The organism is Streptomyces pseudoechinosporeus (assembly GCF_054783935.1).
In genome coordinates this window covers 236,893-250,364 of record NZ_BAAGPS010000091.1, presented here as the reverse complement: position 1 = coordinate 250,364, position 13,472 = coordinate 236,893, and the positions used below count along the sequence as shown (strand labels likewise).

Genomic DNA, 13,472 nt, shown 5'->3' with positions numbered 1-13,472 from the left:
ATCTTTACCCGAAGTCATCTTTACTTGTGGCTGAATGCGAGAAGGTGAACGCCTTCTGTGGATATTTGGAAAGTGCCGAACGTAATCAATTAACGGCGTCGGGGTGGGTTGCGGAGGAAATCGATGTCAGTGTGGTCGGCAGCGGCCCGATCGGCTGCTGCTCGTCGCCGAGCGGGCACTCGCAACGACCGTGGTGTCCTGCCGACCGCGAACCTCGCGTCCGCCGACACAACCCATCCCTGAGCCGACCCGCGGGCACGCGGTCCAGGTGCCGTAGTTCGCGGTGCGATCGCCGGCGAGGTCCGCCGCACCTTGCCGGCAGGGCGCCTACCCACTCCGATCCTTCCGGACGGTTACGTGTGAGTGAAATCCACGAACTTCACTCCGACGCCGATCCCGAATTCCGGATTCCGAATTCCGACTTGACGATCCAGTCAGACTCTGTACGCGCAGGGTGCTCATTTCTCCTTGCCCTATTGCTCACACGCTGACCTGCTTCGTCAAGCTCGAGATAATCACATCGAAATCGGCCTCGGGAGTGTTCGCTGTCAGTAGCGCCGGGGTGTTAAGGTCCACTTCATTCCGAGAGCCGCCGTAATGCCTTCGGATTAGACAACGGACATCGCGCTTGACTGGACGCCGTTCGCCTGTACAGCCCTCCCTTCGGGTGATCCCAGAAATGCATTTGACATCACGGGTTTCTTCCGTGCCCGAGTGACACCCTTTTTCCCTTCACCACCCCTTGGAGTTTTCCCTTGCCTTCCGACAGCACGACCACCGCCGCCCCGGCGCAGCCAGGCACCGAGGTGTCCGGGGCTCCACCCGGCGGCCGGCGTCTCGGCCTGGCGCTCTTCGTGATCGCCACGGCACAGCTGATGGTGGTTCTCGACAACACCATCACCAACATCGCGCTGCCCAGCATCCAGACCGACCTGGACGTGTCCGACGCGAACCTGGCCTGGATCGTCAACTCCTACGCGCTCGCCTTCGGCGGCCTGCTACTGCTCGGCGGCAAGGCAGGCGACCTCTTCGGCCGGCGACGCATGTTCCAGGTCGGCATCATCGTCTTCACCCTCGCCTCCGTGCTGGGCGGTCTGGCCCCGAATGAGGGCCTGCTCATCGGCGCCCGCGTGCTCCAGGGCGTCGGCGCGGCGATCGCCGCCCCCAGCGCCCTGGCATTGATCACGACCACGTTCCCGGAGGGCAAGGCGCGCAACACGGCGATGGGCGTGTACGCGGCCATGGCAGGCGTCGGCGCCACCGTCGGTCTGCTGCTGGGCGGCATCCTCACCGACGGACTCGACTGGCGCTGGGTGTTCTACGTCAACATCCCCATCGGCCTGGCCGTCCTGGCCGGAACCAAGACCCTTGTCGAGGCCGAACGCCACCCCGGCCGCCTGGACACCCCCGGCGCCATCACCGGCACCGGCGGCCTGATAGCCCTGGTCTACGGCATCACCCGCGGCGGCGAGCACGGCTGGACCAACAGCCTCACCCTCGCCTCCTTCGCGGCGGCCGTCGTACTCCTGGCCGTGTTCCTGGTCCTCCAAGCGCGCGTAGCGGACCCGATGATGCCGCTGCGCCTGTTCAAGGACCGCAACCGCTCCGGAAGCTACGCCACGATGCTGTTCATCGGCGCGGGCATGTTCGCCACGTTCTACTTCCTGACGCTGTACATGCAGCTGATCCTCGGCTACAGCGCGGTCAAGACGGGCTTTGCCTATCTGCCCTTCAGTATCGGCATGGCGGCCGCCGCGGGCGTCAGCTCCAAGCTGGTCACCCACTTCGCACCGCGGCTGATCGCCGGACCGGGTCTGATGCTCGCGGCGGGGGGCATGTTCTGGTTCGCCACCCTGGAGACCGACTCCTCGTACCCGGCGCACCTGATGCCCGCGATGTTCGTCACCGCCCTCGGACTGGGGCTGGCCTTCGTCCCGATGACGGTGAGCTCGGTGAGCGGTGTGGACCACCTGGACACGGGCGTCGCCTCGGCGCTGCTCAACACCGCGCAGCAGATCGGCGGCGCGCTCGGGCTCGCGGTCCTGTCGACGATCTCCACCTCGGCGGCCGACGACAAGCTGCCCCACGCGGCCGCCGGCCTCTATCAGGGCCTGGCCACCAAGGACTTCGGGCTGGTGGCGAAGGCGGGCGAGGCATTGACGCACGGCTACACGATGGCCTTCGTCGCCTCCGGCGCCATGTTCCTGGCGGGCCTGGTGGTCGCGGTCCTGGCCGTCAACACGGGCAAGCAGCACGCGGAGGGCGCGGCGCCCGTCCACATGGGCTGACTTCTCGGAGGGTGCGGCCCCGTCCACGTGGGCCGACACCACCAAGGATGTCGGACCGGCCGGTCCGGGCCTTCATCCGACATCCGACACAGCCACAACAACGTACGGCGCGAGGCGTCGCACCGTGATGCCTCGCGCCGCACACTGGAGCGAACACGCACCATGACCACCCCACAGCGCTCTCAGCCGACGCACCAGTGCGAACTCCCGCAGCCGACCCAGCCCATCCCGGCCCTCACCCGGGCCTTCGCCCTGCTGGGCGCAGACTGGAACGGCCTGATCATCGCGGCCCTGGCCAAGGGCCCGGCCGACTTCGCCCAGGTACGCGACCAAGTCCCCGGCATCAGCGACCGCATGCTCGCCGACCGCCTCCAGGAACTGATCACTGTCGACCTCGTCACCCGGACCGTCCACCCCGGACCGCCATCCCGCACCCACCACTACAGCCTCACCCCGCACGGCAACGCCTTCCTCATCCCGCTGGCCGCCCTGACCGTGTGGGCTGAGGACCACCTCCCGGACAGGGGCGCGTCGGCACCGGGCAGACCGCCCGCGCCGCACCACTGACCTTCACTCGCCAGCCGCCCTTGCTGCCCGGGGGAACCGGAAGCGGGGCGGACCGGCTCACTGTGAGTCGGGGGCGAGCAGCCCCGCCATTGCCGCGGCGGCTTTGTGTCCCGATCCGGTGAGGATCGCGACCACGTCATCGTCCGGATGAAGGTGTCCCGCAGCCAGGAACTGGGCCAGTGCCGGAACGACTTGAGCGCTGGTGGGTTCGGTGTACAGGCCGGTTCGGGCCAGTGTCAGGACGGCTGGACCCAGGTCTGCCTCGTCCACCGCGGTCATCGCGCCGCCGCAGGCGCGGACGGCGGCGAGCACCTCTTGATCGCGGACTGGTCGGGTGATGGCGGTGCCCTCGGCGAGTGTGGAGTGCCATTGGGCTGGTTCGACGTGGTCGTCGCCTGCCGCGAAGGCTCGCACCAGGGGGCCGCAGCGGGCGGGTTGACTGACCAGGAGCCGAGGCGGGCGGGCGATCTCGCCGGCCCGGTACAGCTCGTCGAAGCCCTGTGCGCAGCCGAGGACCAGGCTTCCGGCGCCGGCGGGTATCACGACCGCGGTGGGTGCGGTGAAGCCGCGGTCCTCCCAGATCTCGTAGGCGATCAGTTTGATGCCTTCGAGGAAGTGCGGCTGCCAGTTGTGGCTGGCGTAGAAGCGTTCGCCGGAGCGCCGCAGCGCTTCGTCGGCGGTGTCCTGCCGGGTGCCGGGCCACAGTTCGACCTCGGCACCGTGGAACCGGCTCTGCAGGAGTTTCGCCGGCGAGGTGGTGGCGGGCGCGAGGATCTGCGCGTGGATGCCGGCGGCGGCGGAGTAGGCCGCCACGGACGAGCCGCCATTGCCGCTGGAGTCCTCCAGGACCGCGGTCACGCCCTGGGCGCGGAGCACGCTGAGCATGACCGAGCTGCCCCGGTCCTTGAAGCTGCCGGTGGGGTTCTGCGTCTCCATCTTGACGGCGACGTCGAGCCCGGCCAGACGGCGGGGCAGCAGCGGTGTGCGGCCTTCGCCGAGGGTGACGGGGGCGAGGCCCGGCATGCCCAGAGCGGCTGCGTAGCGCCACTGCGAGGGTACGCCGGGGTCGATGTCGGCTCGGGTGATGCCGGGGCGCTGCGCGACGGTCAGCGGTGAGCTGTCGTCGCCGCACCAGCGAGGCCGGTCACCGGGGTACCGGCGGCCCGCTCGGTCCACGAGCGCAGGCCATGCGGTCGCCTGCCGCAGGCTGGCAGGGCTGGCAGTGTTCATAGTTCCTCCACTACGGGTCAGGGGTGGTGCGCGTCGGAGGGAGGGCTTGGTCACCAGCCTGCGATCCGTTGCCAGACGTCGGTGATGCGGGGGGCGGTGCCGGTGGTGGACGGTTCGGCGCTGTCGATGACCTGGTAGCCGTGGTGCTGGGCGGCGGTGGCGCACGCGTGGTTGGGCAGGATCCGCAGGCGCGTGCCGATGGGTAGATCGGGCAGCGGGTGACCGTCGCGGGCCGTGAGGATTCCGTGTTCCTGGCTCGCCCCGGTCATGACCAGGCCGCGGATCAGGGTGCCGGTGAGATCGGTGACCAGGCCGTATCCCTGGTCGACGCCCTGGTTTGCGGTGCCGCGGTCTCGGGACATCGCCATCCAGCCGCCGTCGGTGAGGATCCATCCGTGTTCGGGCCGGTGCCCGATCACGGTGACGGCCACGGACAGTGCGAGATCGTCGATGCCGCATACGCCCAGGCCGGCCATCACCAGGTCGAAGAAGACGTAGTTGCCGGCGCGGACCTCGGTCACTCCGGTGAGGTCGGCGGCGGCGTGCGCGGTCGGGGTGGAGCCGACGCTGACGGTTGCGACCTCCATCCCCTTCTCGCGCAGCCGTTGGGCGGCCGCGACGGCGATGTCGCGCTCGTGGGCGGCCGCTTCGCGCTGCCCTTCCGCGGTCGGGGCGAAGTAGGACTCGCCGGCGTGCACGAGGATCCCGTCGAAACAGTCGGCCTCGTGGAGCTCGTGTCCGATGGTGAGCAGTGCGTCGTCGTCGACCAGGACACCGCCCCGGTGGCCGTCGCAGTCGACTTCGATCAGCGCCGGGATTCTCACTGCGGCCTCATGGGCTGCGGTGGTCACGGCGCGCGCCTGCTCAGGGCTGTCGAGGAGGACCCGCAGCGTGATTCCGCGCCGCAGCAGCGCCACGACTCGAGGCAGCTTGTGCGGAGCGATCCCGACGGCGTAGGTGATGTCGGTGTAGCCGCCGTCGGCGAACGCCTCGGCTTCGGCCAGGGTCGAGACCGTGATCGGTCCCGGTCGGCCGTCGTGCATGAGCGCGGCGACTTGCAGGCTCTTCGCCGTCTTCGCATGCGGCCGCAGAGCCACCCCCAGTTCGTGCAGACGGCCGACGAGGCGCTGAGCGTTTCGCCGCGAGCGGGATACGTCGAGTACGGCGAACGGCGTGTCCGGGTCGGCCAGCGTGGTGAGAGGTGCAGAAGCGGTCACAGGGAGACTCCCAGGCATTCCAGCAGGGCAAGACCCAGGTGGAGGTCCTGAAGGCCGATGCCTGAGCTGTCGAAGACGGTGATGTCGTGAGGGCTGGTCCGGCCTGGTGCGTGGCCGGTCAGCACGTCGCCGAGTGCGGTCACCGGTGCGTCGGCGGGGGCGTGCTGCAACTCGCCCAGCCGGCGGGACTGCTGAGGAAGGTCGCAGAACAACGTGGCCCGTGCCAGCAGCGGCGGGGGCAGTTCCCGCTTGCCGGGGGCGTCGGCGCCCATGCAGGAGACGTGGGTGCCCGGGCGGATCCATTCGGTTGCGAAGAGCGGTGCGTCGTCGACAGTGCTGGTGGTCGCGGTAACCACGACATCGGCCGCCGCGCAGGCATCTCGGGCCTCAGCCGGTGCCGCGTCGAGGCCCATTCCGCGCAGAGTGCCGGCCATGGCTGCGGCACGCTGTTCACTGCGCCCCACCACCAGCACCTGGCGGATCGGGCGAACACGGCTGACCGCGCGTGCTTCGTGGAGTGCCTGGTGCCCTGTTCCGAAGACGGCGAGGACCTGCGAATCGGCGCGGGCCAGGGTCTGGACGGCAAGGGCGTCGGCAGCAGCAGTGCGGTAGGCGTTGGCAGCTCCGACCTCCAGCACCGCGGCGATCCGGCCGATCCGCTGGTCGAGCAGCAGCAGTGTCGAGTGGTGCCGCGGGAGCCCGTACTGGTCATTGCCCGGCCAGTAGGTTCCGATCTTGACTCCGGCATGGGTCGTCGAGGCGGCCGGTTTGACCGTGTACCGGTTGCGGGGGTCGGAACCATGAGTGACCAGGCTGTCCGGCGCCGCGCCGGTGACCGAGTCGAGGAAGGCGGCCCGGGCCGCCTCCAGGGCGAGATCGTCGTCGACGGCCGCGGCGGTCTGTTCCTCGCGCACGTGGAGCAGGCTTCGTCCGGTGATCTCCGTGGCGGCATTGTGTTCAGTCGACGGCAGCAATGGCACCTCCACAGCAGATCCGTTGTGCAGGGTGATCCCTGCACCGGCTCCGGCGGCAGGCGCGCCGGTGGCGGGTGTGCTGGTCACGGTTTCTCACTTCGCGTAGTTGTAGACGGTGGCGCGGGAGATGCCGAGCAGGTCGGCGATGACCTGCGCGGCGTCGCGGGACTCGAAGAAGCCGTCCTCGCGCAGTTGGCGGACGAGTTCTCGCTTGGCCTCCCGGGGGAGCGCGCGCGGGCTGACCGCCCGCTCGGCCGCGCGGCTTTCCACGACCCGGCGCAGCTCCCGGGTGTTGCGGCTGCGCAGCGTCTCCAGGGGCTCCCCGCGGTGCTCGGTCTCGGTCGCGACCAGGTTCGCCAGGGTCAGGGTCAGCGGTGAGAGCACGGATACGTCGAGGTTGAGGCACAGGGCGGCGATGTAGTCGCCGGAAGCGTTCTTGATGCCGATCGAGGTGCTCTTGACCGGTCGGCCGTCCGGGAAGTGATTGGCGTAGTTCTGGATGACGCTGGGGTACTCGGGGTCGCTGATCCTCGCCAGGCCCAGCTCGGTCGCCGAGTCGCCCACCTGACGTCCCGACAGGTTGTTCTCGATGACCCGAATGGCGTGGTCCGGATTCCGCAGGTCGTGGAGGACGACCTCGCACAGACCGGGCAGCGTCCTGCCCACGGCCGCTGCGATCTTCTCCGCCTCGCGGATGAGGTGCTCGTCCGCGTCCACGGCGCCCGCAGAAGCGGCAGGCCGCGAATCGGGCTGACGGCCCGGCACGTCGTTCACAGTTCTCTTCCCTTTGATCGGACCGCACCGTGCTGCAGAACCGGCAGGAGCGGTCGGTAACACGCGAATCACGCATCGGCATGTCCGTGGATACCAGGGAACATCCCAGCGTAATCAACTTTTAGTCTAGGTGTAGACAGATAGTCTAGATGGTTCTAGATTCCTCGTCCAGTGCCGGACCGGGCGGCGACGACGGGGGCGGAACGGTGTCAACAACGCGAACGACTCCTCAACGGCGCCGCGGAGAGCTCCGGCATCACGGGCGACCTGCCGACACCGGTTACGCGTAGATGCTGCGGCCGAACCAATGCCCCGGCATCGCCGGAGTTCCCGGGCGGGCCCTCTCTCCGCTGACCCGGACATCCCGACGCAGAAAGGCAATCCGCACCGAAATGAGCGCCCCAACGCGCGTCCTCTACCTGTACACCGGCGGCACGATTGGCATGGTCAACTCGCCACGAGGCTACGAGCTGGGGGTCGACGTGGCCGGCGAGATCGCTGAGCTGCTGCGCGACGCGGACCTGGGCGTCACCTTCGACGTAGTCGAGCTTGAGCGGCTGATCGACTCGTCGAACGCGGCGCCGGCCGACTGGCAGGCCATGATCGACCACATCCGCGAACGGAGCGCCGACTACGACGGCGTCGTCGTCCTGCACGGCACCAACACTCTGGCCCACTCAGCCGCGGCCGTGTCGTTCGGACTGATCGGGCCGGCCCAGCCGATCGTCTTCACCGGCTCACAGATCCCGTTCGGCGTACCTGGAACGGATGCCAGGACGAACGTGCTCGGCGCGACGCGAGCGGTGATGTCGGGGCCGCCGTCGGTGTCACTGTTCTTCGCGGGCAAACTGTTCGCCGGAACTCGCGCGACGAAAGTCTCGGCAGTGGAGCTTGAGGGATTCCAAAGCCCTCACACTGCTCCCCTGCACCCATCGAGCGGCGAGAACGGGCCCCCAACCACGGCAGCCGCCCGAAATTGGGCACGTCCCCTTCCCTACCGCGCGCAGGACATCGCCGTGATCACTGCCACCCCCGGGATGACGGCCGACCGCTTTCGCGCCGCCACGACCCCCGCACCGGCCGCCGTCATCTTCCGCACCTACGGGGCCGGGGAAGGCCCCAGCGATGAGAAAGGCCTGGCTGAGGCAATCGAAGAGCTGGTGGCCCACAAGGTGCCGGTCGTGATCACCAGCCAGTGCGTGCAGGCGCACATCGACCTGCACAAGTACGCCGCCGGGGAGTTCCTGCACCGTGCCGGCGCCATTGGAGTCAAGGACATGACCTTCGAGGCCGTCTACGTGAAACTGACGTTCCTGCTCAGCCAGGGACTCACCGGACAGGACGTCACCGACTGGCTACTGACCGACCTCGTGGGCGAGCTGACTTCCGTCGGCCTCCGGGCCACCGACCAACGTGTGGAACAGATCGCCCGGCCCCGGTAACCGCCTTCACGATCCCCGTACTGCGAGCATGGTGGTGTCCCCCGTACTACGAGCATGGCGGAGTCGTCGCAGTGCGCGCCCGACGACCGGGCTCATGTGTCATCGGCACAGGCTGCGCTCGGCGGTCGCGATCAGTGTCGTCGCGGTCTCCTCCACGGACAGGCCACGGCCGGTGTACAGCAGGTCGAAGCCGTCGAAGCTCGTCAGCAACCACAGCAGGTCGGCGGCCTGGTCGGCGGCGATGTCCGGACGCAGCCGGTCCTGGGCGGCCAGGCCCTGGGCGAGCCGGGCCAGTCCGGCGGCCCGGCCCTGCTCCATCCGCTGGATCGCGCCACCGACCGCGGCGGCGTCGAGCAGGGCCATCGAGAACAGCACGCGCAACACGTCCCGATGGGCCGCGTACAGCTCGACAACCCCGCGGATGCCGCCACGCAGACCCTCGCTCGCGTCCGGGTGCGCTGCGGCCTGCAGCATGTCCTCGAACCCGCCGCGCGCCAGTAGGTCCACGCCGACCGCGTCGAACAATCCGGCACGTGAACCGAAGACCAGATAGACGGTGGGTCGCGCCACCCGGGCCAGTTTGGCGATGCGGTCGATGCTGACCGGCTCGGTCGGTGCCTCGCGCAGCCTTTCGTAAAGCGCGTCGAGGATGCGGCGCCGAGTCTGTTCCGCACCCTCCGCGCGCAGGCGCTGCTCGTACTTCCGGACGCTCATGGCTCCCATCCTAGCATTGGCTTGACACCTTGTATTTTGGAATACATGCTGTCGTCCGAAGTTGAGCCGGAGACCGAGCCGCAGACGGCGGGGCGGCAGGCGGCTGTGGGTGACCGAGGCGAAGGAGCCGCATCGTGGACGTGATGATCCGCTGGAAGGTCAAGCCGACCGAGGTGGAACGCGAACTGGAGTCACTGGCCGCCGTTTATGAAGAGCTGCGATCGGTGCGGCCCGACGGTCTGGGCTACACGACCTTCCAACTCGACGACAAGGTCACCTTCGTGGCCGTCACGCACATGAAGGAGGGCCTCGGTGTGCTGCAGGACCTGAAGGCATTCCAGCACTACCGCGCGACCCTGGACGAGCGGTGCGACGAGCCCTCGGTGGTCACCGTGCTCCATGAGGTTGCCTCCTACGTTTCCCACTGACGGCACCCGATGACCGCCACACAGAATCCCGGGACGTCCCCGCGACGGCCGTCCACCGCGCTGCCATGCCTGTTCAGCGTCCTCACCTCGGCTGACGCTGGGCAGGGCCCGCCACGGCGGAGCTCTTCAGCGCGGTGACCAGTAGGGCAAGTTGAGTTTTGGAGGAATCGCAGTGAGGCTGCTGAGCGAACAAGAGATCGCCTACCTTCACGGACACAAGATCGGGCGACTGGCCACTGTGGGGGCGTCCGCCAACCCGCATGTGGTGCCGGTCGGATATCACCTCGACACCGAACGCGGCGCCATCAAGATCGGCGCAAACGTGCTGGAAGACCGCGGTCAGGAGCGCCTGTACGTGCGGCATCTGCGAGCCAACCCGCAGGTGGCATTCGTGGTGGACGACCTGCAGGTGGAGCCGTCCTGGACGCCGAGCGGGATCCTGTTGAAGGGCACAGCCCGTCTGCACACCGACGGCGGTGAAGTACTCGGTCCGGGCTTCGGCCCGAACTGGCTGGAGATCGTGCCCAACTGGGTGTCGTCATGGGGAGTGGACACCGGCACTACGCATCTCCCCGTCCCCCGCGAGGAATAAGCGTGGTTCGCTCCTGCCTTGGTTCAGGAAATACGTACGTGACGGCCACGTCCGCGCCGTCCCGCGCGAGCCGGAGCGCCGTCGCCGCTCCGATACCGCGGCTGCCGCCGGTCACGAGGGCGACCTTGCCGTGCATCGGATTCCGAGAAGCGTCCGTGAGGTCCTGAGAAGCCATGAGCTCTTGAGAAGTCATGGCTTCATCACACCGGCTGGCACATCCCGGTGCTGGCGGCAAACGGACTTCGAGTCCACGGACCGATGAGTTGCGGGCGCGAGAGCGGTCTGAGCTGATGGCAGAGACACCACCTCCCTCCCAGGAAGGCAGTCATCATGGGCAAGCTCAGTCTCACCAGCTTCGTCACCCTAGACGGCGTCTACCAGGCCCCCGGCGGTCCCAACGAGGACACGCGCGACGGCTTCGAGCACGGCGGCTGGAGCGTTCCGTACGGCGACGAGGACTTCGGACGGTTCATCGACGAGGTCTTCGGCCGGGCGGGCGCGTTCCTGCTCGGACGCCGTACGTACGAGATCTTCGCCGCGCACTGGCCCAGGGTCACCGACCCGGCCGACCCGGTCGCCGGCAAGCTCAACTCCCTGCCCAAGTACGTTGCCTCGTCGACCCTGACGCAGGCCGACTGGGCCGGTACCACGATCGTCCGCGGCGACCTCGCCAAGGAGGTCACCGCGATCAAGGAGAACACCGACGGGGAGCTCCAGGTCCACGGCAGCGGCGCCCTCGCCCAGTCCCTCCTGGCGCTCGATCTGGTCGACACCATGCACCTGCTGACGTTCCCCGTCGTACTCGGCACGGGCCGCCGTCTCTTCGCCGAGGGCGCCGTACCGACCGCGTTCACACACGCCGAGGCGCGCGTCACGAGTACGGGTGTCGCCATTCACACGTATGAGCTGGCAGGGCGCCCGCAGTACGGCTCGTACGAGCTGCCGACGGAGACCGCGTAGCGCCCGTGTGTCGACCTTGCGGGAGGTTAACTCCCGGAAAAATCATGCGACTTGCTGGGCGAAATTGCTGCCGTTGACATTGACATGCCAGCGTCTACGCGCGTCATGCTAGGAGCCATGAGATTCCCCCCACGCAGCACTCGCATCGGCGCTCTGGTCGCCCTCACATCCGCCCTCCTCATCGGCGGCGCCGCCACGGTCCCCGCGAACGCGGCGCCGACCGCCGTCGGCAACGTCTGCTACAGCGCACTGCCGTCCCAGGCGCACGACACGCTCGACCTGATCGAGTCGGGCGGCCCCTTCCCCTTCCCCCAGGACGGCACCGTCTTCCAGAACCGCGAAGGCATCCTTCCTGACCAGAACACCGGCTACTACCACGAGTACACGGTGATCACGCCCGGCTCCGGCGACCGCGGTGCTCGCCGCATCGTCACGGGTGAGGAGCAGCAGGAGGACTACTACACCGCGGACCACTACGAGTCGTTCCGGCTGGTCAACTACAGCTGTTGACCAGCAGCCGCCCCCCGTGCGGCTGCTGGTCACCGCTGCCGGTCACCCGGATTTCAGGCTCTCGGCGACCGCGAACAGCGCGAGCGACAGAACCACCAGCGTGACGCTCGCGTAGATCTCGTAGTCGTCGAGGAAGCCGACCCGTTGTACGAGGCCGATGTCCCAGTCGGTGAACTCGTGCACCAGGCCGGCCGCGCCCTGCAGGAAGGCGATCACGCCGAGAAACTCCAGAACCTGCTTCATGGCAGGATCCTCGCCCCGCGGACCCCCCACGCTCATCGGCCGCGGGGCGAGGTATGTCCGACGGAAGTCTGGAGTCCGCGCGGAGGGGTCGCGCCGAAAGTCTTCGGTGGTGCGACTTTGGTCGGCGATCGTGCGCGGAGGGGCGGTGCGGGTGGTCGTTGATGCGTAGATTTGTCGACCGTGAGCGGTAACGAGCGTACGTCGGGGGCGGGACCAGGAGCGGCAGGGCTGACACCCGAGCCGGAAGCTGTCCCTGGGCCGTTGCCCGGGCGGCGCTGGCTGCCCTCGGCGGTCGCCGTCGAGATCGACCCCGACCGGGTGGCGCGCGTCGGGCGGACGGGACGGCCCCGGCGTACCGTGCGGGACTGGGTCGTGGACTTCGCCGCCTTCCTGGTGGCCGTCGTCGTCGGCCTGATCGCCGCGGACGCCGTGCCCAACGAACCCCACACCCCGTACGCGATGGAGGTCATCGACCAGTGGATCGGGGCGTTCGCCTGTGCGGCGGTCTGGCTGCGCCGCCGTTGGCCGGTCGGGCTTGCCGTGGCCATGGTCCCCGTCACCTTTCTCTCGAACACGGCGGGCGGGGCGGACCTGGTCGTGCTGTTCACGCTGGCCGTGCACCGGCCCTTCAAGTACGTCGCCTGGGTCGGCGGTGGCACGACCGCGATGCTCCCGTTCTTCTACTGGCTGCGGCCCGACGCCGAGCTCGGCTACCTCGCGTCGGTGCTCTTCTTCGCGCTGCTCACCGTCGCGATCATCGGCTGGGGCATGTACGTCCGGTCCCGCCGTCAGCTTCTGCTGAGTCTGCGGGATCGCGCCCGGCGCGCCGAGACGGAGGCCGCGCTGCGTGCCGAGCAGGCGCAGCGGCTGGCCCGGGAGGGGATAGCTCGCGAGATGCACGACGTGCTGGCCCATCGGCTGACGTTGCTGAGCGTGCATGCGGGGGCGTTGGAGTTCCGGCCCGATGCGCCTCGGGAGGAGGTGGCTCGGGCTGCCGGGGTCATTCGGGAGAGTTCGCACGAAGCGTTGCAGGACCTGCGGGAGATCATCGGGGTGTTGCGGGCCGGGCCCGCGGGCGCGGAGTCGGGGGAGCCCGGGCGGCCTCAGCCGACGCTCGGGGCGCTGGAGGCTCTGGTCTCCGAGTCGCGTGAAGCCGGGATGAAGGTGAGCCTCGACAACCGCGTTGACGATGCCGCCGCTGTGCCCGCCTCTGTCGGGCGTACCGCGTATCGGATCGCCCAGGAGGGGCTGACCAATGCGCGCAAGCACGCGCCCGGGGCGGAGGTGACGGTGTCCGTTTCGGGGGTGGCGGGTTCAGGACTCACCGTGTCCGTACGCAATCCGGCTCCGCCGGGGGAGGTGCCGTTTGTGCCCGGGTCCGGGCAGGGGTTGATCGGGTTGACGGAGCGGGCGATGTTGGCGGGGGGTCGGCTTTCGCATGGGCCGGTGGGGGATGGGGGGTTCGAGGTGTCGGCGTGGTTGCCGTGGGGCTCCGGCGGTTAGGCCCGAACCCAACACCACCGTAAGAACCCC

General features: G+C 68.6%; 14 protein-coding genes and 1 pseudogene. 8 read left to right on the top strand and 7 right to left on the bottom strand.

Annotated features, from left to right (window positions below; genetic code table 11):
* Nucleotides 1-755 precede the first annotated feature (755 nt).
* Both ACYVO6_RS47985 and ACYVO6_RS47980 read left to right on the top strand, forming a co-directional pair.
* Nucleotides 756-2,288: an MFS transporter gene (locus ACYVO6_RS47985; protein WP_461073077.1), complete on the top strand. Its 1,533-nt coding sequence runs from the start codon at nucleotides 756-758 to the stop codon at nucleotides 2,286-2,288.
* Between the two features lie 162 nt (nucleotides 2,289-2,450).
* Entirely contained in the window at nucleotides 2,451-2,855 is a 405-nt protein-coding gene (locus ACYVO6_RS47980; protein WP_461073075.1) for a winged helix-turn-helix transcriptional regulator, read from the top strand.
* A gap of 57 nt (nucleotides 2,856-2,912) precedes the next feature.
* Here ACYVO6_RS47980 and ACYVO6_RS47975 read toward each other — a convergent pair whose 3' ends face one another.
* From ACYVO6_RS47975 to ACYVO6_RS47960, 4 genes are read right to left on the bottom strand one after another with little or no spacing between them, the layout of a single operon-like run.
* Nucleotides 2,913-4,085, bottom strand: a complete 1,173-nt coding sequence (locus ACYVO6_RS47975; protein WP_461073073.1) for a pyridoxal-phosphate dependent enzyme — start codon at nucleotides 4,083-4,085, stop codon at nucleotides 2,913-2,915.
* Nucleotides 4,086-4,135: 50 nt separating this feature from the next.
* Entirely contained in the window at nucleotides 4,136-5,320 is a 1,185-nt protein-coding gene (locus ACYVO6_RS47970; protein WP_461073071.1) for an alanine racemase, read from the bottom strand.
* Complete coding sequence (locus ACYVO6_RS47965) at nucleotides 5,299-6,363, bottom strand: ornithine cyclodeaminase family protein (RefSeq protein WP_461073069.1); 1,065 nt, start codon at nucleotides 6,361-6,363, stop codon at nucleotides 5,299-5,301. Before ACYVO6_RS47965 ends, ACYVO6_RS47970 begins: the two co-directional genes overlap by 22 nt.
* Before the next feature lie 6 nt (nucleotides 6,364-6,369).
* Complete coding sequence (locus ACYVO6_RS47960) at nucleotides 6,370-7,041, bottom strand: helix-turn-helix transcriptional regulator (protein WP_461073150.1); 672 nt, start codon at nucleotides 7,039-7,041, stop codon at nucleotides 6,370-6,372.
* Between the two features lie 299 nt (nucleotides 7,042-7,340).
* On the opposite strand from ACYVO6_RS47960, the gene ACYVO6_RS47955 reads away from it, so the two are divergent.
* On the top strand, nucleotides 7,341-8,492 hold the full coding sequence (locus ACYVO6_RS47955) for an asparaginase (RefSeq protein ID WP_461073067.1): 1,152 nt from the start codon (nucleotides 7,341-7,343) through the stop codon (nucleotides 8,490-8,492).
* A gap of 99 nt (nucleotides 8,493-8,591) precedes the next feature.
* Here ACYVO6_RS47955 and ACYVO6_RS47950 read toward each other — a convergent pair whose 3' ends face one another.
* Entirely contained in the window at nucleotides 8,592-9,206 is a 615-nt protein-coding gene (locus ACYVO6_RS47950) for a TetR/AcrR family transcriptional regulator (protein ID WP_461073065.1), read from the bottom strand.
* Between the two features lie 134 nt (nucleotides 9,207-9,340).
* Between ACYVO6_RS47950 and ACYVO6_RS47945 the strand changes: the two genes are divergently transcribed.
* The gene (locus ACYVO6_RS47945) at nucleotides 9,341-9,634 is read left to right on the top strand and encodes a hypothetical protein (protein ID WP_461073063.1); all 294 of its coding nucleotides are present in this window, start codon (nucleotides 9,341-9,343) and stop codon (nucleotides 9,632-9,634) included.
* A 172-nt stretch (nucleotides 9,635-9,806) separates the two neighbouring features.
* Nucleotides 9,807-10,226: a pyridoxamine 5'-phosphate oxidase family protein gene (locus ACYVO6_RS47940; RefSeq protein WP_461073061.1), complete on the top strand. Its 420-nt coding sequence runs from the start codon at nucleotides 9,807-9,809 to the stop codon at nucleotides 10,224-10,226.
* A gap of 31 nt (nucleotides 10,227-10,257) precedes the next feature.
* On the opposite strand, the pseudogene ACYVO6_RS47935 reads toward ACYVO6_RS47940, so the two are convergent.
* A pseudogene (locus ACYVO6_RS47935) lies at nucleotides 10,258-10,362 on the bottom strand (SDR family NAD(P)-dependent oxidoreductase); the annotation flags it as partial.
* Between the two features lie 194 nt (nucleotides 10,363-10,556).
* Here ACYVO6_RS47935 and ACYVO6_RS47930 point away from each other — a divergent pair.
* Together ACYVO6_RS47930 and ACYVO6_RS47925 are read left to right on the top strand one after the other, a co-directional pair.
* A complete protein-coding gene (locus tag ACYVO6_RS47930) occupies nucleotides 10,557-11,186 on the top strand; it encodes a dihydrofolate reductase family protein (protein ID WP_461073059.1) in 630 nt (209 codons plus the stop codon).
* 117 nt (nucleotides 11,187-11,303) lie between these two features.
* Nucleotides 11,304-11,696: a guanyl-specific ribonuclease gene (locus tag ACYVO6_RS47925; protein WP_461073057.1), complete on the top strand. Its 393-nt coding sequence runs from the start codon at nucleotides 11,304-11,306 to the stop codon at nucleotides 11,694-11,696.
* 42 nt (nucleotides 11,697-11,738) lie between these two features.
* Here the strand turns inward: ACYVO6_RS47925 and ACYVO6_RS47920 are convergent, their stop codons facing one another.
* Nucleotides 11,739-11,939, bottom strand: a complete 201-nt coding sequence (locus tag ACYVO6_RS47920) for a hypothetical protein (RefSeq protein ID WP_461073055.1) — start codon at nucleotides 11,937-11,939, stop codon at nucleotides 11,739-11,741.
* 171 nt (nucleotides 11,940-12,110) lie between these two features.
* On the opposite strand from ACYVO6_RS47920, the gene ACYVO6_RS47915 reads away from it, so the two are divergent.
* Nucleotides 12,111-13,442 (top strand): sensor histidine kinase, encoded by a 1,332-nt coding sequence (locus tag ACYVO6_RS47915; RefSeq protein ID WP_461073053.1) that lies wholly within the window; start codon nucleotides 12,111-12,113, stop codon nucleotides 13,440-13,442.
* Nucleotides 13,443-13,472: the final 30 nt, after the last annotated feature.